Annotated in this window: 22 protein-coding genes; 14 read left to right on the forward strand and 8 right to left on the reverse strand. The window is 69.0% G+C overall.

Annotated elements, in window-relative coordinates:
* The first annotated feature begins 151 nt into the window (after window positions 1-151).
* Window positions 152-784 (forward strand): response regulator, encoded by a 633-nt coding sequence (locus K6T25_RS15670; protein WP_222917733.1) that lies wholly within the window; start codon window positions 152-154, stop codon window positions 782-784.
* Window positions 785-843: 59 nt separating this feature from the next.
* Here the strand turns inward: K6T25_RS15670 and K6T25_RS07645 are convergent, their stop codons facing one another.
* A complete protein-coding gene (locus tag K6T25_RS07645; RefSeq protein WP_222917735.1) occupies window positions 844-2,862 on the reverse strand; it encodes a MutS-related protein in 2,019 nt (672 codons plus the stop codon).
* Window positions 2,863-3,128: 266 nt separating this feature from the next.
* Between K6T25_RS07645 and larE the strand changes: the two genes are divergently transcribed.
* Window positions 3,129-4,034 (forward strand): ATP-dependent sacrificial sulfur transferase LarE, encoded by a 906-nt coding sequence (gene larE / locus K6T25_RS07650; RefSeq protein WP_222917737.1) that lies wholly within the window; start codon window positions 3,129-3,131, stop codon window positions 4,032-4,034.
* A gap of 33 nt (window positions 4,035-4,067) precedes the next feature.
* Here larE and K6T25_RS07655 read toward each other — a convergent pair whose 3' ends face one another.
* On the reverse strand, window positions 4,068-4,712 hold the full coding sequence (locus K6T25_RS07655) for a histidine phosphatase family protein (protein ID WP_222917739.1): 645 nt from the start codon (window positions 4,710-4,712) through the stop codon (window positions 4,068-4,070).
* 163 nt (window positions 4,713-4,875) lie between these two features.
* Between K6T25_RS07655 and K6T25_RS07660 the strand changes: the two genes are divergently transcribed.
* Window positions 4,876-5,208, forward strand: a complete 333-nt coding sequence (locus tag K6T25_RS07660) for a DUF5789 family protein (protein ID WP_222917741.1) — start codon at window positions 4,876-4,878, stop codon at window positions 5,206-5,208.
* Between the two features lie 67 nt (window positions 5,209-5,275).
* On the opposite strand, the gene tatC (K6T25_RS07665) is transcribed toward K6T25_RS07660, so the two are convergent.
* A complete protein-coding gene (tatC, locus tag K6T25_RS07665) occupies window positions 5,276-6,592 on the reverse strand; it encodes a twin-arginine translocase subunit TatC (protein WP_222917743.1) in 1,317 nt (438 codons plus the stop codon).
* A 181-nt stretch (window positions 6,593-6,773) separates the two neighbouring features.
* Between tatC (K6T25_RS07665) and tatC (K6T25_RS15870) the strand changes: the two genes are divergently transcribed.
* From tatC (K6T25_RS15870) to K6T25_RS07680, 3 genes are all read left to right on the forward strand, one after another.
* Window positions 6,774-9,548: a twin-arginine translocase subunit TatC gene (tatC, locus tag K6T25_RS15870; protein ID WP_222917745.1), complete on the forward strand. Its 2,775-nt coding sequence runs from the start codon at window positions 6,774-6,776 to the stop codon at window positions 9,546-9,548.
* 179 nt (window positions 9,549-9,727) lie between these two features.
* Window positions 9,728-9,940, forward strand: coding sequence for a ribbon-helix-helix domain-containing protein (locus K6T25_RS07675; RefSeq protein WP_222917746.1), 213 nt, complete (start codon window positions 9,728-9,730; stop codon window positions 9,938-9,940).
* On the forward strand, window positions 9,937-10,659 hold the full coding sequence (locus tag K6T25_RS07680; protein ID WP_222917747.1) for a queuosine precursor transporter: 723 nt from the start codon (window positions 9,937-9,939) through the stop codon (window positions 10,657-10,659). Before K6T25_RS07675 ends, K6T25_RS07680 begins: the two co-directional genes overlap by 4 nt.
* 13 nt (window positions 10,660-10,672) lie before the next feature.
* On the opposite strand, the gene K6T25_RS07685 is transcribed toward K6T25_RS07680, so the two are convergent.
* Window positions 10,673-11,512, reverse strand: a complete 840-nt coding sequence (locus K6T25_RS07685) for a 23S rRNA (uridine(2552)-2'-O)-methyltransferase (RefSeq protein ID WP_222917749.1) — start codon at window positions 11,510-11,512, stop codon at window positions 10,673-10,675.
* 357 nt (window positions 11,513-11,869) lie between these two features.
* Between K6T25_RS07685 and K6T25_RS07690 the strand changes: the two genes are divergently transcribed.
* The 5 genes from K6T25_RS07690 (at window position 11,870) to K6T25_RS07710 (ending at window position 16,314) form a co-directional block, all read left to right on the forward strand.
* Window positions 11,870-12,946, forward strand: a complete 1,077-nt coding sequence (locus tag K6T25_RS07690; RefSeq protein ID WP_225917838.1) for a histidine kinase N-terminal 7TM domain-containing protein — start codon at window positions 11,870-11,872, stop codon at window positions 12,944-12,946.
* The gene (locus K6T25_RS07695) at window positions 12,901-13,065 is read left to right on the forward strand and encodes a DUF1328 family protein (protein WP_222917934.1); all 165 of its coding nucleotides are present in this window, start codon (window positions 12,901-12,903) and stop codon (window positions 13,063-13,065) included. The genes K6T25_RS07690 and K6T25_RS07695 overlap by 46 nt, the downstream gene beginning before the upstream one ends.
* Window positions 13,066-13,401: 336 nt before the next feature.
* A complete protein-coding gene (locus K6T25_RS07700) occupies window positions 13,402-14,439 on the forward strand; it encodes an AI-2E family transporter (protein WP_222917750.1) in 1,038 nt (345 codons plus the stop codon).
* A gap of 306 nt (window positions 14,440-14,745) precedes the next feature.
* Window positions 14,746-15,345 (forward strand): hypothetical protein, encoded by a 600-nt coding sequence (locus tag K6T25_RS07705; RefSeq protein WP_222917752.1) that lies wholly within the window; start codon window positions 14,746-14,748, stop codon window positions 15,343-15,345.
* A gap of 99 nt (window positions 15,346-15,444) precedes the next feature.
* Window positions 15,445-16,314, forward strand: a complete 870-nt coding sequence (locus K6T25_RS07710) for a DNA adenine methylase (protein ID WP_222917754.1) — start codon at window positions 15,445-15,447, stop codon at window positions 16,312-16,314.
* A 69-nt stretch (window positions 16,315-16,383) separates the two neighbouring features.
* On the opposite strand, the gene K6T25_RS07715 is transcribed toward K6T25_RS07710, so the two are convergent.
* A complete protein-coding gene (locus tag K6T25_RS07715) occupies window positions 16,384-18,108 on the reverse strand; it encodes a YegP family protein (RefSeq protein ID WP_222917755.1) in 1,725 nt (574 codons plus the stop codon).
* Window positions 18,109-18,299: 191 nt separating this feature from the next.
* Here K6T25_RS07715 and K6T25_RS07720 point away from each other — a divergent pair, with 191 nt between their 5' ends.
* Window positions 18,300-19,043, forward strand: a complete 744-nt coding sequence (locus K6T25_RS07720; protein ID WP_222917757.1) for a DNA polymerase sliding clamp — start codon at window positions 18,300-18,302, stop codon at window positions 19,041-19,043.
* 53 nt (window positions 19,044-19,096) lie between these two features.
* On the forward strand, window positions 19,097-19,711 hold the full coding sequence (locus tag K6T25_RS07725) for an HAD family hydrolase (protein ID WP_222917759.1): 615 nt from the start codon (window positions 19,097-19,099) through the stop codon (window positions 19,709-19,711).
* Window positions 19,712-19,771: 60 nt separating this feature from the next.
* Here the strand turns inward: K6T25_RS07725 and K6T25_RS07730 are convergent, their stop codons facing one another.
* Window positions 19,772-20,083, reverse strand: a complete 312-nt coding sequence (locus K6T25_RS07730) for a hypothetical protein (RefSeq protein ID WP_222917761.1) — start codon at window positions 20,081-20,083, stop codon at window positions 19,772-19,774.
* A gap of 166 nt (window positions 20,084-20,249) precedes the next feature.
* Window positions 20,250-21,623, reverse strand: a complete 1,374-nt coding sequence (locus K6T25_RS07735; protein ID WP_222917762.1) for an MFS transporter — start codon at window positions 21,621-21,623, stop codon at window positions 20,250-20,252.
* 95 nt (window positions 21,624-21,718) lie between these two features.
* Here K6T25_RS07735 and K6T25_RS07740 point away from each other — a divergent pair, with 95 nt between their 5' ends.
* Window positions 21,719-22,471, forward strand: coding sequence for a DUF7979 domain-containing protein (locus tag K6T25_RS07740; protein WP_222917763.1), 753 nt, complete (start codon window positions 21,719-21,721; stop codon window positions 22,469-22,471).
* 41 nt (window positions 22,472-22,512) lie between these two features.
* Here the strand turns inward: K6T25_RS07740 and K6T25_RS07745 are convergent, their stop codons facing one another.
* A complete protein-coding gene (locus K6T25_RS07745) occupies window positions 22,513-23,100 on the reverse strand; it encodes a DUF7474 family protein (RefSeq protein ID WP_222917764.1) in 588 nt (195 codons plus the stop codon).
* Window positions 23,101-23,131: the final 31 nt, after the last annotated feature.

A 23,131-nucleotide genomic window follows, 5' to 3' on the forward strand; every position in this document is an offset into this window, starting at 1 on the left:
ACGCGGGGGATCGTCCGCTCTTCCCGGACCACCCGGTACGCGATGAGATCGCAGTCTCCAGTCTCGTCGGGCGCTTTTGTCGGGTGAATCCGGCTTAATCCGGCGAACGCGTCGACCGGGTTAACGAGGGTACCGATCGTGGGGGACGTCAATGACCGATGAGCCCGTGGGGGACGAGAGAACAGCACTCCCGGCGCACGAGGACCGCCCGCACGTGCTCGTCGTCGACGACGAGGCGGACGTCCGGGAACTGTACGCGGATCAACTCGCCGACGAGTACGACGTGTCGACGGCGGCGTCGGGGTCGGAGGCGCTCGACGTGCTCGACGACTCGGTCGAGGTGGTCCTGTTGGACCGGCGGATGCCCGGGCTACACGGCGACGACACGCTCGAGCGGATCCGTACGTCCGGCGTCGACGTACGCGTTGCGGCCGTCTCCGGCGTCAGCGTCGGTCTCGACGTGGTCGGACTTCCGGTCGACGCGTACCTCGAAAAGCCGGTCGACTCCGCCGACCTCCGGGACGCGGTCGACCGGCTCGTCCGGGTCGCCCGGTACGACGACCGCGTCCGCCAGTACTTCGCTGTGATGCACAAACAGGTCGCGCTTGAGGCGGCCGACGTTCACCGGCCCGACGACGAATACGGCGAGCTCGCCCGGCGTCGCGAGGCGCTGGAGTCGGGGATCGACGATCTGCACGCCCGGCTCGACCACGAGGATTACGAGTTCCTGTTTCGCGACCTCGGGAACGACGGACACGACTCTCCCGCCGATCTGTACGCCTGACGCGTCCCACCACCACTCGATCCGCTCCCCCTCTCTCCTCTCGTCTCCTCCTCGCCTCCTCAGAACTTCTCCAGCAGCCCCTCGTAGAACGCGGGGTCGGCGTCCGCGCCGGACCCGGATCCGTCGGAGTCGCCGGCGCCGGCCTCCCGCGCCAGCTTCTCGACGATCAGCTCCGGCGTCGACCGCGCGAGGTGGTCCTTGCGCGGCGAGCGGTTCACCACCAGCTCGCCGTCCTCGAGCCCCACCGCCTCGATGCCGTCGACCGCGACGTCGACGGCGGCGGCCTCCCGGATCTGCCGCGCGAGGTGGGAGACGAACACGCCGGTTGCGCCCTGCTCGTCGAGGGCTTCGAGGATGCCCGCGATGATCTTCGCGGAGGCGCCCGGTTCGGTGATCGACTCCAACTCGTCTACGAGCACCAGCCGGCCGGACGCGCCCGACACGAGGTCGCCGAAGTCGCGCAGCGTCGACTCGAACGCGCCGGCGTCGAGCGTCCCCTGAGATTTCGCGTAGTAGTGCAGCTCCGAGACGCGGCCGACGCGCGCCGACTCGGCCGGAACGGGCAGACCCATGTGCGCGAGCGTGACGATCAGCGCGACGAGATCGAGCGTCGAGGTCTTCCCGCCGGAGTTCACCCCCGACAGGAGCGTCACCCCCGAAACCGTGTAGTCGACGGGTTCGGCCTCCGTGAACGGTACGTCGAGCAGCGGGGAGCGGCCCCCCTCGATCGCGAACCAGGTCCCCTCGTCGTCGATCTCGGGGACGACGCAGTCGAAGTCGCGGGCGAAGCGCGCGACCGCCAGCTCCACGTCGAGCTCGAGGGCGTCGGCGACGAGCTCGTCGGCCGGCTCGCGCAGCGCCGCCAAGTCCTCCGCTAACCCCGATTTGAGCGCCGCCGCCCGCCGATCGCGGGCGGTCTTCAGCTCGGTCCGCAGGCGGTTCAGCGGCTCCTCGTTGTGCTCGGTCGGGAACGTTGGGTCGCCCGCGAAGATCCGCTCGGTGAACTCCGCCTCGCTCTCGTCCAGCCGGAGCGCGTCCGCGAGCTGCTCGCGCGCCCTCCGGATCGCCGCGTCGTACTCGTCGGCCAGCTCCCGCGAGAGCAGGCTGTCGACGCGGGCGCCCTGCTCGACCAGCGAGAGGAAGTCGGTCCCCTCGATGGTCACGTCCTGCTCGCGGATGGCGTCGCGAAGGTGGTCGTTGGCGACCGACTCCGCCGTCGAGACCGCGGCGTCGAGGTCGTCGACGGCGTCCGAGAGCCGATCCAGTTCCTCGTCGCCGCGGACGGTGCCGTCGTCGTCCAGCCGCGAGAGCGCGTCCCGCAGCGCCCCCGGATCGAGGGCGGGGTCGATGCCGGCGGCCTCGTGCACGTCGAGCGCCGCCAACAGCTCCGCGCGGTTCTCCGCGAAGAACGCGAGCAGGCGCTCGGGGACGACCTCCTCGTGGCGGGACTCGGGGTCGGTGATCACCCGGACGTCGCCCTCGACGTCGACGCCGGCGAACGCCTCGTCGACCGCGACGACGGTGGCGTACGACCGCGCGAGCTCCGCGAGGTCGCGGGCGTCCTCCACGACCTCGACTGAGAGCTCCGGAAACGCGTCCTTCACCGCGGCGTAGCGCTCGGCGTCGGCGGTCGCGAGCGCCCGCTCGCGAACCCGGAGCCCCCGCGGCTCGGTCGGCTGCTCGACGTTCTCCAAGGCGTCGAGGACCGCCTCATCGGGATCGCGCTCGACCGCCTCGGCGGCCCACTCGCGCACCTCCTCGATGCGCGAGGGCGTCGCGGAGGGGTATATCGTCCGCAGACGCTTCTCGGCGTAGTCGGTGACCGCCCGCTCCTGCAGGAGGCCGAGGGCGTCCTCGTACACCTCGCGGGCGCGGTCGGTCGCCAGCCAGCCGCCGGGGTCGTCGTGGCGCTCCCGGACGGCGCCGCGGGCGATGGCGGCCGCCCGGCCTTCGGTGAGGCCGCGGGCCCGGGCGAGCGTCGCCACGTCGCCGCGGCGCAGCGCCGCCTCCGCGTCCTCCAACTCCGCGAGGGCGTCGGCGGTCTTCTCGCCGACGCCCGGGACCGACGTGAACTCCATTCGACGCCCGGTAGCGCGGCGGGGGTCAAAACCGTGCCGGGGAATGCGCGGTTGAGGGAGCGAACGGAGTGAGCGACCGAGACCGCGAAAACGCGAACGGCGAGCGAAGCGAGCCGTGAGCGGGGCAAGGCCGAACAAAGCGACCCGCGAGCAGGGCGAGGTACGACCGGAGGGAGACCGCGAAAACGCGAGCGACGCGAACACGGTCGTCCCGTTGTCCCGCCCCGTTCGGACGACTTTTGGGTCGTCACCTCCTCGTTCGGGGCATGGACGACGACGTGGCGGCGAAAGCGGCGGCCGCGCGCGAGTTTCTCGCCGAGCGCGACGGCGTGCTCGTCGCGTTCTCGGGCGGCGTGGACTCGTCGGTCGTCGCGGCGCTCGCGCGCGACGCCCTCGGCGACGACGCGGTCGCCTGCACCGCGAAAAGCGAGACGCTCCCGGCCGAGGAACTGGACGACGCGGCCCGCGTCGCCGACGACATCGGCATCGATCACGCGATCGTGGAGTTCTCCGAGCTGGACGACCCGGACTTCGTCGCCAACGGCGACGACCGCTGCTATCACTGCCGGACGATGCGCCTCTCGCGGATGTACGAGGCCGCCACGGAGCGCGGCATCGGCACGGTCTGTGACGGCACGAACGCCTCCGACCCCGGGGAGGGGCACCGGCCGGGACTCGACGCCGTCGAGGAACTCGACGTGGTCTCCCCGCTCCTGCAGGCGGGCATCACGAAAGCGGAGGTCCGCCGGATCGCCGAGCACTACGACCTCGACGTGGCCGATAAGCCCTCGATGGCGTGTCTCTCCTCGCGCATCCCGACCGGGCTGGAGGTGACCGAGGAGCGCCTGACCCGCATCGAGAAAGCCGAGCGCCTGCTGCGCACGTGGGGATTCTCGCAGTTCCGTGTCCGCGACCACGACGGCCTCGCGCGCATCGAGGTCGGCGCCGACGAGTTGGAGACGGCGCTGAACACGGACTTCGTCGCGGCCGCCCGCGACCACATGCTGGAGCTCGGCTTCGACCACGTCACGCTCGATCTCCAGGGGTACGAGACCGGAAGCGTTAGCCCCGGGAGCGAGGCGGACGCCGACGGCGAGGGAGAAAACGCCGTCAACCGCGACGGGGAGCCGGTCGTCGAGGACGTGTTCGCGCGCGAGTACCCGACCTCGTAGGACCGCTGCCGATGCGAGCACCGCAGCTTCCGTTCAGTAGTTCTCCTGCGTCGTCGCTTCGGGAAGGAACGACGTGACGTTCTCGCGGACGAGTGCGCCGTCGCCGTCGCGTCCGACCCGGATCTCGTTGACCGCGCAGTTGCCCTGATCCTGATCGAGCACCGCGGCGACCACGTCGAGTCCCTTGATAGCACCCGTGACGGCGTACAGCGGACCGCCGTGGGCGATAACGGCGACGGTCTCGTCGGGGTCGAGCCCCGTCCGGAGGTCCACGAAGGCCGCCTCCACGCGTTTCCACATGTCGAGCAACGACTCGCCGCTCTCGGGGACCGTCTCGGCGGCCGCATACCCGATCTCCGAGAGGGTGTACTCGGGATACGTGCCGAACAGCTCGTCGTAGGTGAGTCCCTGCATCCGGCCGAAGTCGCGCTCGCGCCACCGGGCGTCGAACGTCGCCCCCGCGCCCGTCGGCCGCGAGACGGCGCGGGCGGTCTCAGCTGCCCGCTCCAGGTCGGAGGCGACGATCCGGTCGACGGCGTACTCGGCGTCGAGAAACGTCGCCAGCGCGGCCGCCTGTCCGCGACCGCGTTCGGTCAGGCTCGTGGGGGCCCAGCCCTGTACCCGTCGCTCGCGGTTCCAGGTGGTCTCGCCGTGGCGACACAGGAGGATCGTTCCCATCGAACGTGGATGGACGGGGAGACGAGAAAAGACCGCCGGCGAGGGCCGACGCGCCGAGGTCCGCTCGTCGTCCGACTCCGTTCCCCCCACGTCCCGAGCGGCGACCGAGTCCGGTCGTGTCGTACTGCCATACCGTTATCCGGCTCGGTCGTCTAGCAGGCATATGGCCGATGACAAACAGGGACGAGAGGACCAGGCGGCCGACGAGGAGCAACGCCAACGGGAGCGGGACATGAAGGAGGCGCGCACCAGGGCCGAAGAACCCGAACCCGTGGGCGACGATCCGGAAGACCAGTTGGGCGAACTCGACGACGTGCTCGAATCGCACGAGTACCCGGCGACGACCGACGAGTTGGTCGAGGAGTACGGCGAGTACGAGGTCGAAACGCAGGACGGGGTGCAGTCGCTCGGCGACGTGTTCGCGGGAACCGACGACCGGACGTACGGCTCCGCGGACGACGCGAAAACCCGTATCCTGGGACTGCTTCGTCGCTGACGACCGCGTTCAGAACCTGTCGAGTACCGAGGGGAACACGTGTGGCTGACGGGAGCCGTCCCCGCGGCTAGTTCCCCGTCCAGCGCAACAGCGCGAGCGTCCCCTCGAACAGCGCGATCATGGTCGCGCCGACGATGATGGGTGCCATGCCGGTCGGATCCGGCGAGACGATGAACGCCAGCCCGACGAACGCCGACCAGAACAGTAGCCGGCGGTCCTCCATCCACTCGCGGGTCACCAGCCCCATCATGATAGCGAGCTGAATGAACAGCGGGATCTGGAAGACGATCGCCATGTAGCCCATCAACAGGAGGATGAGGTTGAACGTCTCCCGGAGGCTGAACGCCAGCTCTGCGCTCCCTTCGGTGTAGCTGATGAAGTAGTCGAAGATGACCGGGAGCACGATGAAGTGTGCGAACGCGACGCCGATGACCCCGAGGATCAGGCTCGTCGGCACCGCCGCGAGGTAGTAGCGCCGCTCGTGTGGGTACAGGCCGGGACGCATGAAGCGGTACGTCTCGTAGACGAACACCGGCAGTCCCACGAGCAGTCCCGCGAGCGACGCCACCTTCAGCTTCGTGAGCAGGAACTCCAGCGGGCCGTACACGCGGGGTTGGTTCTGTTCGAACCCGACGTGGGAATCCCACAGGAACTCGATGATCTGCTCGGCGCTCGGGACCGTCGGCGAGACGGTGCCGATCAGCAGCACCACGACCACGACGACGCCGGCGATCCCGAACACGATGCCGAGGCGGCGCATCATCTCCTCGATGTGCTCGGCCAGCGGCATCTCCTGGTCGGTGTCCGGGCCGTCACTCTCGCCGCCGAGCGCGCCGACGCCCTTGTTCACCGCCTCCATTCCTTTCTGGGCCGCGGTCATGGCGCCGCCGCCGTTTGCGGCCGGCTGTCCGCTCTCGCCGGAGCGCTCGCCGGCGACCGCGTCGGGAACCGGCTGTGAGTCGTCGATCTCCGGCGCGTCGCCGGCGATCGGGGTCGGCTCGTTCGGGGCTCGTTCGGGGTCGTCGTCCTCGCCGTCGCTGTCGGACTCTCCGCCGGCGTTGCTGCCGCCAACGTCACCGCTCTCGCTGTCACCGCTGTCGTCGTCGCGCCCGCCGCTGTCGTCGCCGTCGTCGTTGTCTCCATCGCCGCCAGCGACGGCATCGCTGCTGTCTCCGTCGCTCGCGTCGGAGTCGGCGCTGTTCGCCGGCTCGTCCGATTCGCTGGGAGCATCGTTCCCGTCGGCATCCTCGGGGGGGCTGCGACGGTCGATCTCCAGTTCCTCGTCGGCGGACTCGGACGCCTCATCGGACTCGCCAGTCTCGGCGTCGCGGTCGCCGTCGGTCTCGGCCGACGGCTCCTCTGGCGGATCCGAGTCCGCAGTCATGGGTGGGGTTCGCCCCCGATCCGTTATAGGCCTTTTCTGATGGCGCCATCGGACCCGTCCGCGGTCGCTCGCCCGACGGGCCGTCGACCCGGCGGGGCGACGAACCGCGGCCGCAGTTCTCGTCGTCGCCACGACGCGTCTCTTGAAAAGGTTGATAACCGGCAAGTCGCTCTCATGCGGTATGTCGAGCGCGCTCGACGAGGACACCCAACAGACGTTGGCGGACGGCAGGGCCGCCGCCGGCGCGATGCTTCGGTCCGCCCAGAAGGACCTCCAGAAGGTGTTCCTCGTCTTCCTCGCCGGGTTCATGGGGACGTTCTACGCCCTCCGGCTGTACGTCTGGGACTTCCTGAAGTCCGTCACGCGCGCACAGCTCAGCGATGCCGCCGGCCAGGAGGTCGAGATCATCGCGCAGACGCCCTTCGACGTGATCCTCCTTCAGGCGAAGATCGGTCTCATCGTCGGGATCGTCGTCGGTATCCCGCCGCTTTTGTACTTCTCTCGCGACACCCTCCGCGAGCGGGGCGCCTGGCCGCAGACGCCGGTCGCCCGCTGGAAGCTCGCGCTCATCGCGCTGCTGGCGGTCGGCTTGTTCGCGGGCGGTGTCGCCTACGGCTATCTCGTGTTCTTCCCGTTCATGTTCGCGTTCCTCGCGAACAACGCGCTCTCCGCGGGCATCCTCCCGACGTACTCCATCGTGAAGTGGGCGCAGTTCATCGCGCTGCTCACGTTCTCGTTCGGCTTCGCCGCACAGATGCCGCTGGTGATCACGGCGCTGTCGTACGCCGAGATCGTCCCCTACGAGACGTTCCGCGAGAAATGGCGCCACGCCGTCGTCGGCATCTTCGTGTTCGGCGCCGTGTTCTCGCCGCCGGACCCGTTCACCCAGGTGATGTGGGCGGCGCCGCTGCTGCTGCTGTACGGGGCCTCGCTGTACCTCGCGAAGGTCGTCGTCACCGCGAAACGGGGAAGCGAGCGCATCGACGCGGCCGCGACCGCGCGGCTCCACTGGAACGTGCTCGCCGGCGTCGGCGTCGCCGCCGGCGCCGCAGTGTACCTGTTTTACGCTCGCGGCGGCGCAGCAGCGGTCAACGGCGTCGTCGCGGGGACGGGGCTGACGAGCTATCGGATCGCGACGGGGCTCGCGGCGCCGGTGCTGGCGGCGCTTGCGGTCGGCGTCGGGATCGCCGTGGCCGTCGTGACGCTGGCGTACTTCGTGTACGCCGAGCTCGACGAGACCACGGCCGTCGTCGGCGACGCCGGCGACCCCGACGCGATCGACCTCTCGGCGCTGGACGAGGCGGGCGTTCGCGCCGCGCCGCCGGAGGCGTTCGACGGGATGACCGAGCCCGAGGCGCTCGAGGCCGCCTCCGCCGCCATGGAGGCTGACGAGCCCGGCAAGGCGCAGGCGATCCTCGACCGCTTCGACGAGGCCGCGGCGGCGGGGACCGCCGGCGCGGCCGACAAGGACGCCGCCGGGGACGATGTCGCCCGGTCGGGGCCGCCCCGCGATCTGTTCGCCGGCGACGGGGGCGTCGTCGAACCGTTCCGTCGCGGCGCCGGGTTCGTCGACTGGCGCGGTCGGTTCGGCTCGCTGTGGAACGTCCTGCTCGGCATCGCGGGCATCGTCGCCGCGGTCGGCTACGTGCTCGTCGAGCGGCCGGCGCTCGCGGATTCGGTCCTCGCCGAGTACGGCACGAGCGCGGCCGCGATCCTCGCGGCCGTCGGGGTGAGCGGTACCGCGGCGCTCGTCGCGTTCGTCGCCGCCGGGGTCGCGCTCGCGCTCCTGTTGGGCGTGCTGCTGGCCGTCTACTTCGCGTACGTCGCGGGCACCGACCCCGCGGCCGTCGACGTCGAGGTGCTCACCGCCGACGAGGTGCGCCGCGCCCCCGACGCCGTGTTCGCGGGCATCTCGGAGCGCCGTGCGAGCTACCTCGCCGACCGCGCGGCCGCCGCCGGCGACTCGGCGAAGGCGCGTGCGGTGCTGGACCGCTTCGACGAGATCCAGTCGGCTCGCGAGGCCGCAGACTCGTCGGAGACCGACGATTCCGGGGGTGGGGGCGGCCCGTCGATCCCGGGGCTGTCGGACGATGCCAGCGACCGGACGTCGCGGGCGACCGGGACGCTCCTCGAAGGGCTCACCGACGGCGAGCGCGACGAGGAGGACATCGGCGGCTACTACGACGACCTCGCGTTCATCGCCGCCTCGCTTCGCTCGCGGCTGTTCGTTCTGGTGTCGGTGTTCGGCGTCACGCTCGCCGGCGTGTTCGCGTTCCTCTACCTCGGCGGGATCGGCGACGTGAAGAACAACTTCGTGAACCGGATCCCCGAGGAGATCGTCGGGGTCGGCGCCGAGAACTTCGGCGTCATCGTGCTTCACCCGGTGGAGGCGCTCGTCTTCGAGGTGAAGATCTCGACCATCGCGGGCGCCGTCGCGGTCCTCCCCTTCATGGCGTACTACGCGTGGCCCGCGCTGCGCGACCGCGGCTTCGTCCGCGGCCGCCGGCAGGTCGTGTTCGGCTGGGTGGCGGCGCTGTTGGCGGGCCTCCTTGGCGGGCTCGCGCTCGGCTACACCGTCATCGCGCCGGCGGTCATCTCGTGGCTCGTCAGCGACGCGCTGGCGGCGGGCATGGTGATCAGCTATCGCATCAGCAACTTCGCGTGGCTGGTGTTCTTCACCACCGTCGGGATCGGATTCCTCGCGAACATCCCCATTCTCATGATCCTCCTCAACACGACGGGTGTGTCCTACCAGGCGATGCGCTCGCGCTGGCGGGAGGTGACCGTGGCCCTCATGCTCGCGGCGGCGCTGTTCACCCCGGCGGACGTGTTCACGATGTTCCTCGTGACGATCCCGATGATGGCCGCCTACGGCGTCGGCCTGCTCATCCTGTGGGTGATGACCCTCGGTGGCCGGCGCAACCTCGCCGAGCCGACCGTCGATCTGACCCGCTGACAGCCCCCGAACCGTTCGTCGGGACGCCTCCCGACACATCTCGTTCCCATCGGCCTGTGGGACTCTCATTCGTCGCCGCGAGCGGCCGGGTCGTGGATCGCCGTCGGGCGGCATGTGATACTTGCGGGAACCGGCATCCGAGTCCGAAGCTTCAAATATTCGCTCGGGAATCCCTGAATATGCCCAAAATAAGCGTCGAGATGCCCGGTGAGCTTCTCGGAGACCTCGACGAGCACGTCGGCGACGACGGAAAGTTCGTGAACCGCAGCGACGCGATCCGCGCGTCGGTGCGCAAGACGCTGGACGTGCTCGACGAGATAGACGCGCGCCACGGGCGACTGGCCGACGGGGAGTCGGCGGAACAACACGCGCCGGAGGACGACCCCGAATGAGCGGTGTCGACGGCGCCGCCGCGGAGCCGCGCCGGCTGGACGTCCCGGTGGCCGCGGTCGTACTCACCGCGCTGTTCGTCTCGGCGCTGGTCACCGCGCAGGTGATCTCGGCGAAGCTGCTCGCGGTCTCGTTGCCCGTGCTCGGCGCGGTGACCGCGCCCGGCGGGACGCTCGCGTACGCGGTCACCTTCTTCGCCTCCGACTGCCTCTCGGAGCTGTACGGCAAGTCGTACGCCCGGACGGTGGTGAACGTCGCGTTCGCGATGAACTTCGTCCTGCTGGCGTTGGTGTTTGCGACCATCGCGACGCCCGCCGCGCGGGGATCGGTCGATCCCGCCGCCTTCGAGACGGTGCTCGGACTGTCGGGCAACGTCGTGCTCGGCTCGCTAGCCGCCTACGTGATCAGTCAGAACTGGGACGTGATCGCCTTCCACCGCATCCGCGAGTTCACCGACGGCGACGCGCTGTGGCTACGAAACGTCGGGTCGACGGCGTCGAGCCAGCTCATCGACACGGTCGTGTTCACGCTCGTCGCGTTCGCGATCGCGCCCGCCGTCCTCGGCGTCGGTGCGGCGCTGCCCACCCCGGTGCTCGTGTCGCTCGTCGTCGGACAGTACGTCCTCAAGCTCCTCATCGCGCTGGTCGACACGCCGTTGGTGTACGCGGCGGTCGCGCTCGTCCGCCGCGACGAGGACGACGCTGCCGCTGTGAGCGCCTGAAGCAGAACGGGGGTCAGTCGACGCGCTCGGCGAAGCCGAACCGCGGCTTCACGTCGTCGACGACGACCTCGACGGTCTCGCCGGCCTCGGCGCCGGGGACGAACAGCGTGTACCCGTCGACGCTGGCGACGCCGTCGCCCTCATCGCCCACGTCGGTCACGTCGACGGTGAGTCGGTCGCCTTCGGAGACCGGGGAGTCGGTGCGTCCGCGGGCGATCAGGTAGCGCTCGGAGGAGCGCTTCCGGCTCGCCTCGGGGGTGTACGCCCGGACGTACTGGAACTCCGCGGCCACGTCGTCGCGGAAGTCCGCGAGGTCGGGGCCGTCGAACACCTTCACGACGAAGTCGCCGCCCGGCTTCAGGAGCTCCAGCGCGGTGTCGAACGCCTGCCGACAGAGGTGGATCGAGCGGGCGTGATCGAGCTGGTACTCGCCGGTCATGTTCGGCGCCATGTCGGAGACCACCACGTCGACGGGCCGTTCGGGTCCGGCGTTCTCGTCGGGATCCGGGTCCGCGGATCCGGACGGCTCGTCACGGCCGTCCGGGTCGACCCCGAGCGCCTTCCGGAGGTAGTAGCGCGTGCGCTCCTCTGTCATGTCGCCGCGGACCGTCTCGACGTGTGGGTGCTCGAGGTCGTCGATGCGCTGGAGGTCGACGCCGACGACGCGGCCGGCCTCGGTCACCGCCTCGGCGGCGATCTGGAGCCAGCCGCCGGGGGCGGCGCCGAGGTCGACGACGGTGTCGCCGCGATCGAACAGGCCGACCTCGTCGTCGATCTGGCGGAGCTTGTAGGCCGAACGGGCGCGGTAGCCCTCCTGTTTCGCCCGGTTGTAGAAATCGTCTTTACCTGCCATGACTACCATGCTGAAAACACTGCCCTGTTCTCGGCTGTCGATGCGAGCGAATCCGCGTTCATACCCGGTCGAACGTGGTCGAACCGGAAAGGCACATCGCATGGGCGTGACCCGCGACTGGGATGGCTCTCTTGAACCTTTGAACGCGGAAGACGCCAGCACGACCGACACCCATCTCGAAAACTCGTTTCACCGAGGTTCAAGGGGAACCCCGTGCGGTATCGGTCAAGACCTGAGCTGTGATGTATCGGACCGAATTCACTCGCTGGCTGGGCATCCAGGAGACGTTTTCGGAGGCCCGTTTGGGTTCTATACGCAAATATTTATAAATACTCAAAAAGAATTATATTATAACTAATGCTACACTCTCTTGGAATTGTCGGACAACTATACCTCGGTGTCTTCGCGCTCAGTGGGATCGTCTGTTTCGCCGCCATCAGTCGGGCGCGGAAGTTTCAGGACCCCGATGTCCGCCGCGGACTGGTGGGGTTGCTCGCCACTGCCGGCGGGTGGGCGCTCCTCAGGGTCGCCGGGTTCCTGCTCCCCGATCCGTTCCGTATGCCGGCGTACATCATCGGACTCGCTATCGGGTTCGCCACCGTCTGGGCGTGGCTCTACTTCTGTTCCGCCTACTCCGGACGGACGTACCACCGCAACACGCCGTTGCGACGACTGGGTGTGTTCATCTTCCTCATCGTCGTGTCGATCAAAGTCACGAACCCCATCCACGGGGCGTACTTCACGGTGAGGCAGACGTCGACGCCGTTCGCACACCTCGCGGTGGAACACAACGTACTCCACTGGACCGCGACAGGCCTGTCGTACGTGCTGTCGGCGGTGGGACTGTTCATGATCTTCCAACTCTTCTTCGAATCGGGGTACGACACCCGACCCCTCAGCGTGCTATCAGTCCTGATCGGACTTCCGGTCGTGCTCGACATCGTCGCTCAGTTCACGCCGTTGCTCATCAACATCATCTACGCGCCTATCGGGGTGGCAGTGTTCGCAGTCGGTGTGCTGTTCGTCTTCGAACGCCGCTTCATCGCGGTACAGCGGGCGTCGTTCGGTGACGACCTCTCCATCTATCTTGACGAACGGGGACGGATCCGCGACTACTCGGCGACCGTCAGGGACGTGCTACCGGAACTCGACGACTCGGCGGGCGACCGCCTCTCCGAGGCTGTTCCGTCGGTCGTTGAGGCCCTCGAAAGCGACGACCAAATACTCGAACGCGAGCAGTCCGGCGAACCGCGGTACTACTTCGTCTCCACGAGTACCACCATGCTCGGTGACGCCGGAGCGCAGGTGGTACTGCTCTCGGACGTCACCCAGACGGAGCGCCAGCGCCGCCAACTCGCGGAACGTGAGTCCGAAGTCAATTACTCCCGCTGCAATTCGGAGGAGGATTCATCGAACTCGCGGTCCTCTTCCTGATATTCGCGGTCGTCGCGGCGGTTCTCGGGGCGAAGGGGATCGCTGGGCTCAGTATGCAGGTCGCCAAATGGCTCATCATCATCTTCGTCATTCTGGCCATCATTTCATTCGTCCTCTAACCCAACAGCGATCACTGACTCGACGCTGTGTGCGGCGTGCGTACCTGATATTGACCGAAGTACCCAATTTAGCATCGGGGATCAGCGTAGTGAACACGGGTAGCAGACCCACCGAGGTCACTAGTGGAATATCCGACCGGAGTGTCGACTGTGGATTGCTGGTCAGACTGTCGGATTCATCCCGCGCCTACAGGCGCGGGTACCCTCATTGCTCTGTATAAGGGGTATGGTTGACCACGCAAGCAAACTACCCCGAGAGGTCTCGAGAGATGGGTATGACACAGTCACCGATGAGCGACTCAGTGGGGTCTACCTCCGAGGGTGCGTAGAACTCCGATGACGGCGGAAGATACCGAGGCACGCTGGCCCTCGGATCGCACTGGATTATCGTTTCTGGCAGTCGTCAGTATCGTTTTCGCCGCGCTCATCGTCCTCACCCAACTCCCGTACATCATTCTCGCAATCGTTCTCGCCTACGTTCTCACGCCCGCACAGCAGCGGCTCGAACGGCGGCTGAGTGCAGGTTCGGCTGCCTTCACCCTCACCGCGATCTCGGTCCTGCTGTTGTTCGTGCTCGTGACGTACATCGTCACGATCGCCATCCAGCAGGGACTGGCACTTTTTACTGCCATACAGGCTGGAGAGTTCAGCTCCGGCGCTGTCGAGAGCCATGTCGCCACCATCGGCCACGTGGTCGACCTCGAGGCGTTGTACGCGACGTATCAGGGGCCGATAGGGACCGGGTTGGAACGTCTGGCCACGGGCGCACTAATCGCTATCGACGGCCTTCCGAGCGTGTTTATCGGCCTCACCGTGACGACCTTCGTGCTGTTTGTCCTCCTGCGAGACGGGACACAGTTGGTCGCTTGGCTTCGCACAGTCGTTCCCGTGTCCGAACCCGTACAGCGGGAACTGATGGGCGAACTCGATGACCTCATGTGGGCGTCCGTCGTCGGTAACGTCGCCGTCGCGGGGATCCAAGCCGTACTACTCGGGACCGTATTGGTGCTTGTTGACATGCCTGGGTTCGTCTTCTTGACCGTGGTGACGTTCGTCCTCTGCTTGCTCCCACTTGTGGGGGCGTTCGGAGTCTGGGTTCCGGCTTCGGTCTTCCTGCTCGCGATGGGGCGCCCCGTGGCAGCGCTGATCATCGTCGGCACCGGCTCCGTAGTTAGTGTCTCGGACACCTATCTTCGGCCGCTGATCATCAACAGAAGCGGGGCATTGAACGTCGCGGTCATCACCGTTGGCATCTTCGGAGGCATCATTGTGTTCGGGGTGGTCGGTCTGTTCATCGGGCCGGTCGTCCTCGGGGGCACGAGGGTCATCCTCGACCAGTTTGCCCGGGAACGGGCCGAATCGACCAGCGGCTGAAGACCGTTCGCGATCACCGAATTCGACTACGACGGGGACGTGCCAACTGCTGCAGACATCGTCTCCCGAAGTACGGCTGCTATCTCGGTCGGGCGAGTTGAGTGACGAATACGGACGCGTTCCGCACTTCCGACCCGCTCGACCTGTGTATGTCCGTACTCGCCGGATCTCCTCGCCTACTCGTTTCGCGTGGACGCGGGCAACTCGTTCGCTCGGCGGCCATCACCGCCGCCGAGGCAGTTCGGGCGTCCGCGGGGCGACCGCGGATCGAAACGACCACGACGCTCCCGCCGCGGCCGTCACCGTATGTCCGCGTCGATCGCGTCGACGTACTCCGCGGTGTTCGCCCCCGAGCTGTTCGTGCTCCTGTGTGGACTGACGGCCGTCTGCTACGAGTGGTGGCAGTCGACCCGGCGGTCGTGGACCGGGATCGCCGCCCGAGTCGGCGTGCTCGGGTTCGGCTGGACGGTCGCGTTCGCCGTCTACCAGGGTTTCCCCGCGCTCCTCACGGTCGCGCCGGCGTGGGTGACGGACGCCACCGGAAGCCTGGGCCTCGGGGTCGGGCTCTCGGTCATCTGGGGCTGGTGGCGGCGTGCCGACTGGGGGTCGATCGTCCCCGACTACGCGCTCCTGCTCGTCGCCGTGACCGTCCCGCACCTTCTGATCACGCCCGTGTGGGACGTGTCGAGCCACGTCCTGTACGCGGTGGTTCCGGCCGGCTTCCTCGCGCTCGTCGACCGGCGCGCGGCGCCGCTCGCGCTCGTCGCGCTCGGGATGGTCGTCGCCCGCCCCCTCGCGGGCGCCCACACCTGGGGCGAGTCGCTCGGCGGGCTGGCGCTCGGCGTCGCGGCGCTGGCGGCGTACGCGTCGATCACCGGGATCGGCGACCCGTCCTCGACCGCGTAGTCGCAGGGACCCCTCACCGGGGGCGGCGCCCGCGTCCGGGCCGCCGCCCCGGCGCTTGCCAGCGTTTAAGAACGGCCGCGAGCGAGTGGAACCAACAGCATGGTCGAGCCGATCCTCAAGTGGGCGGGGGGCAAACGCCAGTTGCTCTCCGAGATCACGGGGCAGTTCCCCGCCGACTTCGAGTGCTATCACGAGCCGTTCGTCGGCGGCGGCGCCGTCTACTTCCACCTGGAACCGGAGCGCGGCTCGATCAACGACCTCAATGACCGGTTGGTGACGCTGTACGAGGTCATCCGGGACCGCGATCCCGAGGACCTGATCGCGGAGAACGAGACGCACGAACACGACGAGGACTACTACTACGACGCCCGCGACGAGTTCAACGACCTCCACGAGGTCGACGACAAGACCGACGACCAGCGGCTCCGTGAGGCCTCGCTGTTCATCTATCTGAACCGAACGTGCTTCAACGGGCTCTACCGCGAGAACAACAGCGGCGAGTTCAACGTCCCCGTCGGCCGCTACGCGAACCCCGACTGGGTGCAAGCCGACCGGATCCGCGCGCTCCACGAGGTGTTGCGGGACACGGCGATCCACAACGAGGACTTCGAGTACGTCCGGGGGGAGGCGGACGCGGGGGACCTGGTCTACTTCGACCCGCCCTACGAGCCCGTCTCGACCACGGCGAACTTCACCGACTACCACGCCGAGGGGTTCGACAAGGACGATCAGAAACGGCTTCGGGACCTCGCGGTCGACCTCGACGAAAAGGGCGTCTCGATCGTCCTCTCGAACTCGCCACCGGTCGCGGAGCTGTACGAGGAGTACGATCAGTTCACCGTGACCGTCGTCGGCGCGACCCGCTCGATCAACAGCGACGGGGACAATCGTGGGGAGGTCGCCGAGGTGTTGATAACGAACGTCCCGGACGCCGAGAAGCGGCGGACGACGCTCTCGGAGTACAACTAACGTCGCCCGCAATCTCCGGGAGATCCCCCGGGAAGCCGTTCCCTCCGGGTTCCACTCGACCGCGGTGATCTACTCCTCCTCGGTCTCCACCTCCTCGTCAGGCTGTTCCTCGCCCTCCTCGATCGGCGCGTTCGGCGCGTGTCGCTTCACGCCGTTCACGGCGTCGAGAGCCTTCGACCGGCCCGTGTACCCCTCGCCGGACGTTCCGAGGATCGTTCCGTTGCGGTGCCGGAGCCGCCAGCGGAACTCGCCGCCGGCGTCCTCGTACACCTCGATGGCCGCGGTGGCCATCGTGAGTCGGTCGGCCTCGGGGGCGTACTCCCGGACGCGGTCGATCGCGTCCTCCAGCTTCGACCGGGAGCTGTACCCCTCGCCGGAGTCCGCGATGGTCTCCCCGTTCGCGGCGACGAGCCGCCAGCGGTGGCCGCCGCCGGCGTCCTCGAACGTCTCGAACCGGACGCCGGAGTCGGCGTCGACGGCGGCGTCCCCGGCCACCTCCTGGACGCGGTCGGCCGCTCGGCGGCCGTTCGACCGACTGGCGTAACCCTCGCCGGAGTCGCCGAGGATGTTCCCGTTGCGGTGGACGAGTCGCCAGCGGAACTCGCCGGCCGAGTCCTCGTACACCTCGATGCCCGCCGGGTCGAACTCCAGGTAGTCGGCGGGGCCGATGGTCGAGCGGACCGACTCGATCCCGTCTTTCGCGGACGACTTCGAGGAGAAGCCGCGGGTCCCCGCCGCGATGGTCTCGCCGTTGTCGTGGCGGAGCCGCCAGCGGTACTCGTCGTCGGCGTCGCGGTACAGCCGGAACCGCGCGCTCGGCTCCTCGGCGACGGGTTCGGCGGCCGGCTCGGGATCCTCCTCGTCGCGCTGCCAGACGACCGCCGCGCCAAGCGAGTTGCGCTTGACGCTGCGCATCCCCCGGCGGGCGGTCCGGTCGGAGCTGTACCCCTCACCCGAGGTGGCGATGATGTTGCCGTTGCGATGGACGAGCCGCCAGCGCCACTGTCCGGACTTGTCGCGGTACACGTCGAACGTCGCCGAGCTCTTCGAGAGCGCGTTGACGTGCGACGCCGCCGCGTTCAGGTCGTCGCGTACCGACGCCGTCTCCTCGCGTGCGGCTGCAGTCTCCGCGGTCGCGGATCGGGTCTTCTCGCGAGCCTCTTCGCGGGCCTCCTCGGCCGCGCGCTCGGCCTCCGCCGTCTCCGCCCGCGACTCGTCGAGGTCGGATTCGAGGGCGTCGATCCGGTCGTCGCGCTCGGCGACCGCCGCCTCCAGTTCCTCGATCCGTTGGTCGTCCGCCTCGTCGTCGGCGCGGGCGTCGGCCAACTGCTCCTCGACGGCCTGTCGCGCGCGGCTCTGCCCGACCGAGATCGGCGCGAGCGCACCCGAGAGGGTGATGAGCGCCAGCCCGAGGGTGTACACCGCGACGACCCCCTGTGCGCTCCCCGAGCCGAGCGCCCACTGTCCGGGGAAGACGGTCAGGAACCACGCCATCGCGGCCAGACAGACGAGAAGACCGACGTACACGAGCAGCTTGGCGGTCCGGTGGAACGATTGGCCGACCACGAGGCCGGCGAAGGCGGTCGCGAGTCCGATCCCGGTGAGGAGGTACGCGATCCCCCGGGTTCCGGTCTGCCCTGATCCCATCGACGTGAGGAACACCGCCATCCCCACGACCGCGATAACGGTCCCGGCGACGAACAGCCAATACCCGTACACCTCGTCGGTCGTGAACGGCTCGCCGAACCGCTCTCGGTACGCCGACGTGAGCCTGCCAGCTCCTGGTTCACTCATGGTACTAGCTACCGATTCACAGTATATTGGCTTCAAACTATGTTCTCCTGTCGTCCGATCGACCGACTGACAACCGACGATCCTGGACCGTGGCAACGTCGTCGTCCGCGGCTCCGTCGGCGACCGAGGCCGATCGAAGCCGGAACGGGAACCGCGGGTATTTTTACGGGCACACTCGTAGCCCGCGATATATGTTCAAGGCCATCGTGAGCGCGTCTACCCTCCGCGACGCGCTCGACTCGGTGAGCGTGCTGGTCGACGAGTGCAAGATCCGGCTCAACGAGGACGAACTCGCGATCCGCGCCGTCGACCCGGCCAACGTCGGCATGGTCGATCTCTCGCTCGAGGCCGCCGCGTTCGAGTCCTACGAGGCCGACGGAGGGGTCATCGGGGTCAACCTCAACAGGCTGGAGGACATCGCCGGGATGGCCAACACCGGAGACCTGATCCAGCTCGAACTCGACGAGGAGACCCGCAAGCTCCACATCCACATCGAGGGGCTCAGCTACACGCTCGCGCTCATCGACCCGGACTCCATCCGCCAGGAGCCGGACATCCCCGATCTCGATCTCCCCGCCGAGATCGTGCTGGAGGGTGCCCAGATCAACCGCGGTATCACCGCCGCCGACATGGTGAGCGACCACATCCGCCTGCGCGTCGACGAGGCGGAGGAGGCGTTCTTCATCGAGGCCGAGGGCGACACCGACGACGTCGACCTCCGGCTCGACCGCGAGGACCTCATCGACCTACAGGCCGGCCCCGCCGACTCGCTGTTCAGCCTCGACTACCTCAAGGACATGAACAAGGCCATCCCGAAGGACGCGGAGGTCCGCGTCGAGCTCGGCGAGGAGTTCCCCGTCAAGCTGCACTACGAGTTCGGCGAGGGGATGGGGCAAGTAACATACATGTTGGCCCCGCGTATCCAGAGCGAGTAGACCGCCGCGCCGGAACCGACGGCTTCTCGGTCGCGTCGGCCGCGCTCCCGAGTGTGACGACCGCCATCTGGTTCGACCTCGACGGCACGCTCGTCTCGTTCCCGGAGTACGGGGCGGTGCTCGCGACCGCCTGCGAGGGGGTCGGGATCGGGGACGCAGACGCGTTCGCGACCGCCTACAACGACGCCTTCTTCGACTACTTCGGCGACCTCGCGGCCGAGCCGTACCGCCGGGCGGCCGCGGACGCGCTCGCGGCCGTCGACGCCGACGCCGCTCCCGAATCGTTCGTCGCGGCAGTCCGCGACGCGGAGTACGAGGCCGTCGAGACGCCGCCCGCGGTCCGAGAGACGATATCGACGCTCGCGGCCGCCGACGACGTTGCGGTCGGCGTCTGCACGAACGGCGTCCCCGAGTGGCAACGCCGAAAGCTCCGCGAGTCGGGGCTGACCGCCCACGTCGACGCGACGGTCGTCAGCTACGAGGCCGGGGCACACAAGCCCGCTCCGGAACCGTTCGAGCGAGCCGAGGCGGCCATCGAGGCGGACCGGCGGGCGATGATCGGCGACGGCGAGGAGTCCGACGTGGTCGGCGCCCGGGAGCGCGGATGGGAGGCGGTCCACGTCGACGGTCCCGCGGACGTTCCGGCCGCGGTCGACTCGGTTCGCTGACCGTCGGGCGGCGGGTCGGCGGGCCGGTCGGTCGACGGGCCGGCAACGCGGTCGGGCAGCTCACGCCGGTTCGTCCCGACCGGCGGTCGGAACGCCGACCGCCCCCGACACCAAGGCGGCGCTCAGGAGACACGCGGCGGCGGGCGCGAACGCGAAGCCGACGGTCGCCGCGGCCGCGAGCGCGACGCCGGTCATCGCCAGCGCGGCGCCCCATAACAGCCGCCCGCTGTCGGTCCACGCGGCGCCCGAACCGACGACCGCGGCCGCGGCGGCGCCGGCGACCAGCAGGGCCGCGAAGACGTCGACGAACGGTCGGGGTGCGGGAAGCGACGCGGCGGCGCCGATCGCGGCCGCCGTCGCGACAGTGGTCAACAGTCGACTTGCCGCCCGCTGCGGGGTGGAGGGTCGCCCCGGATGCATACCGGACGGTCGCCGCCCGACGGCTAATACCCCCGGGCACGTTCCAGCCCCGCTGTCGAGCGCGGCAGATCCGCCCCGGCGGCGGTCGGTTTCGACTTCGGGGTCGCGCGACGGGCGCTCACCACGCACCCGTCGACTCGGTCGCCCCGCCGCGACCCAGCACCCACACCACCGGCACCAGCAGCACCGCGCCGGCGACGAACGGCGACCAGTACGCGAGCACGTACGCCGCGGCGGCCACGGGCGGACCGACGGTCCGGCCGAGGCTCCCGGCGCCCTGGGTGACGCCGAACGCCGCCCCCTGGGTCTCGTCGCTGGCGCGTTCTGACACCAGCGTCGACAGCGAGACGTTCAGCGAACCGTTGCCGAACGACAGCAGCGCCCCCACCGCGAACAGCGCGACGGTCGGCCCGGTGAGGAGGGGCCCCGAGAGCAGGCCCGTCCCTGACCCGCCGGGCAGCGGGAGCAAGCCGCCGAGTTCCGGCGTGAACGGGAGCAGCGCGAGCGACGCCGCCAACGCGGTGCCGCCGATCGCGGCCAGCCGGACCGCGCCGAGGCGACGCTCCAGCGGACCGACGAGCGCGCCCTGGTTGACCGTGCCGAGCACGCCGATGTACGTGAGGAATATCGCGGCGGCGGTCGCGTCGTAGCCGTAGAAGTCGGCGGCGAAGGGGATGAACATCACCTGGATGCCGGCGAACGCGACCGAGGTGACGAAGTACGAGGCGACCAGCGGCCGGAGCGTGTCGTCTGCGAGCGCCGAGCGGAACTGTCCGACCAGCGACCGCCGACCGCCCCCGCTGGGGCGCGTGCGGTCCGGTTCCCGCAGGACGGCCACGGCAGCGCCGGCCGCGAGAAACGACAGCCCGGCGGCGAGGAAACTCGGGAGGGTGAACCGCGTCGTCGGAACGACCGCCGGAAGCAGGGCGTCGGCGGCGGCGACGACCTGGTCGCTCGCGGCGACGCCGCCGAGCGCGGGGCCGAACACGAACCCCAGCGAGAAGGCGGCGCCGACGAGCCCGAGCGCGCCCGCCCGCTTCTCCCGCGGGGTCACGTCGGCGACGTACGCCTGCGCGGCGGAGATGTTGCCGCCGGCGGCGCCCGCGAGCGTCCGCGAGAGCAGCAGGGTCGCGACGGCGGCCGCGGAGCCGGCGATAGCGCCGACCTCGGTGGCGAAGCCGAAGACGAGCCAGGCGACGCCCGCCATCGCGACCGAGAAGGCGATCACCGGCCGTCGCCCCCGCTCGTCGGAGATCCGCCCGAGCGTCGGCGCCGCGAGGAACTGCGCCAGCGAGTAGGCGGCGGCGATGAGCCCGATGAACACGTCGCTCACGCCGAACGACCGCACGTAGAAGGGGAGGATCGGGATGACGACGCCGAAGCCGAGCAAGTCGAGGAAGACGACGGCGATCACGACCGCGACCGCGCGGCGGGAGCCGCCGGCGCCGGCGTCGTCGTCGCCGGCCGAGGATCGATCGGGAGGCGCGGGCACATCGGACCGACGGCCGGCGAGGACTTAGCGGTCGTGGTGGGTTCTCACGACAAGACACTTACTCGTCCTGTGTCCACTCTCCGGTGACCCCCTCCATGCCCACCGACCGCACCGCGCTCGTGCTCGTCCTCGTCGGACTCCTCCTCGTCCCCGGCCCCGCGTACGCGTTCGCGCTCGACGACCTCGGCGGGGAGGAACGGCATCGGAGCTCGACGGGCTACTCCGCCACCGAGATCACCGCCTCGAACGACACGGTGCTCGCGGACCGCTACGCCGACCGCCTCGCCTTCCGACCGTCGAGCCTCGAGTACCGCCACGTTCGCGAGGTGTTTCGCGCGCCCAACGAGACCCGCGAGGCGCTCGAAACCGCGATGACGGACGGCGCAGCCTCCGTCGAGTCGGACGCCGTCGTCGCCGACGTCCGACGGCTTCAACGGAACTACACGTTCCTGACGACCGAGTACGACACCTATCACGCGTTCTCGCTCGCGGACGGCGAACTGACGACGACCGTCGCGAACGACTCCGAGATCGCGGCCGTCGTCCGTACGCAGTTGGTCGCGAACTACACCTCCCTGCCGCCCGCCGAGCGGCGGACGTTCCGGAAGATCCGCAACGCGACCGTCTCGGAGGCGGCGTACGACTACCGCCCGTGGAGCGACGAGCCCGTGCCCGATGCCCCGATCGTCGAGCGCGACGGGACGTACTACGCCGTCGAAGTCACGTCGCATACGGACGACTTCGACTTCCCCGACGGGCTGTTGCTCGGGCTCGTCGCCGCGGGGGTCGGTGTCGTCACCGTGCTCGTCGGTATCGCCACGCTCGGGTACAACCGCTGGCGATCGTAGCGTCGCCCCGACGCGCTCCCGCTCCGGAGAGCCAGTCGACCTCAGCCGTGGCGCTCGATCACGCGCTTCGCCGCCTGCGCTTTCTCTTTCCACCCGTAGCCGGCCTCGTACACGTGGCGCTTGCTGTCGACGAGCTGTTCGGGACTCGACTCCTCGAAGCCGCCGCGCTCCCACGTTCCCGAACGGTGGAGCCACTCGATGACGTTCTGGCGGGTCTCCGTCCACGAGAGGCCGACCATCTCGTACCACGCCACGAGCGCGAACACGGCGTTGTCGTGACAGCCGGGGTAGCTCCCCTCGCGGTAGATGGTCGCCATCGGCTCGCGAGTCGGCTCGGACACCTCCTCGCGGTAGCGCTCGGCGGTGAGCAGCTCCAGCGTGTCGCCGTTCTCTTCGACGCGCCCCTCGCGCCGGAGCAGATCCAGCGCGGCGCGGTGGAGCCCGGACCACTCGTCGTGGACGGCGTGTTGCAGCGCGGACTCGCTGACGGGGCCGTCGACGAGAACCGTCAGGACGTCCGTGTACGCCTGCTCGACGTGGTGCCACTCGGTCCCCTCGAAGTCGCAGCCGGCGTCGTGCAGGCTGTTCGTGGTGCGACAGCCGGGGCAGGGGTACGCGAACCGTGGCACGAGTATCGTGTGGTGGGTGGGTCGGCGGCTT

Origin of the sequence: Halobaculum rubrum (assembly GCF_019880225.1) — an archaeon.
Lineage (GTDB): Archaea > Halobacteriota > Halobacteria > Halobacteriales > Haloferacaceae > Halobaculum > Halobaculum rubrum.

What these genes read in the sequence shown, in the direction of transcription:
- K6T25_RS07685 (WP_222917749.1), bottom strand. Translation starts at nt 11,512, where the DNA reads ATGGCAGGTAAAGACGATTTCTACAACCGGGCGAAACAGGAGGGCTAC.
- K6T25_RS07645 (WP_222917735.1), bottom strand. Translation starts at nt 2,862, where the DNA reads ATGGAGTTCACGTCGGTCCCGGGCGTCGGCGAGAAGACCGCCGACGCC.
- K6T25_RS07675 (WP_222917746.1), top strand. Translation starts at nt 9,728, where the DNA reads ATGCCCAAAATAAGCGTCGAGATGCCCGGTGAGCTTCTCGGAGACCTC.
- K6T25_RS07655 (WP_222917739.1), bottom strand. Translation starts at nt 4,712, where the DNA reads ATGGGAACGATCCTCCTGTGTCGCCACGGCGAGACCACCTGGAACCGC.
- K6T25_RS07660 (WP_222917741.1), top strand. Translation starts at nt 4,876, where the DNA reads ATGGCCGATGACAAACAGGGACGAGAGGACCAGGCGGCCGACGAGGAG.
- K6T25_RS07700 (WP_222917750.1), top strand. Translation starts at nt 13,402, where the DNA reads ATGACGGCGGAAGATACCGAGGCACGCTGGCCCTCGGATCGCACTGGA.
- K6T25_RS07680 (WP_222917747.1), top strand. Translation starts at nt 9,937, where the DNA reads ATGAGCGGTGTCGACGGCGCCGCCGCGGAGCCGCGCCGGCTGGACGTC.
- tatC (WP_222917745.1), top strand. Translation starts at nt 6,774, where the DNA reads ATGTCGAGCGCGCTCGACGAGGACACCCAACAGACGTTGGCGGACGGC.
- K6T25_RS07715 (WP_222917755.1), bottom strand. Translation starts at nt 18,108, where the DNA reads ATGAGTGAACCAGGAGCTGGCAGGCTCACGTCGGCGTACCGAGAGCGG.
- K6T25_RS07690 (WP_225917838.1), top strand. Translation starts at nt 11,870, where the DNA reads ATGCTACACTCTCTTGGAATTGTCGGACAACTATACCTCGGTGTCTTC.
- K6T25_RS15670 (WP_222917733.1), top strand. Translation starts at nt 152, where the DNA reads ATGACCGATGAGCCCGTGGGGGACGAGAGAACAGCACTCCCGGCGCAC.
- K6T25_RS07720 (WP_222917757.1), top strand. Translation starts at nt 18,300, where the DNA reads ATGTTCAAGGCCATCGTGAGCGCGTCTACCCTCCGCGACGCGCTCGAC.
- K6T25_RS07705 (WP_222917752.1), top strand. Translation starts at nt 14,746, where the DNA reads ATGTCCGCGTCGATCGCGTCGACGTACTCCGCGGTGTTCGCCCCCGAG.
- K6T25_RS07740 (WP_222917763.1), top strand. Translation starts at nt 21,719, where the DNA reads ATGCCCACCGACCGCACCGCGCTCGTGCTCGTCCTCGTCGGACTCCTC.
- larE (WP_222917737.1), top strand. Translation starts at nt 3,129, where the DNA reads ATGGACGACGACGTGGCGGCGAAAGCGGCGGCCGCGCGCGAGTTTCTC.
- tatC (WP_222917743.1), bottom strand. Translation starts at nt 6,592, where the DNA reads ATGACTGCGGACTCGGATCCGCCAGAGGAGCCGTCGGCCGAGACCGAC.
- K6T25_RS07710 (WP_222917754.1), top strand. Translation starts at nt 15,445, where the DNA reads ATGGTCGAGCCGATCCTCAAGTGGGCGGGGGGCAAACGCCAGTTGCTC.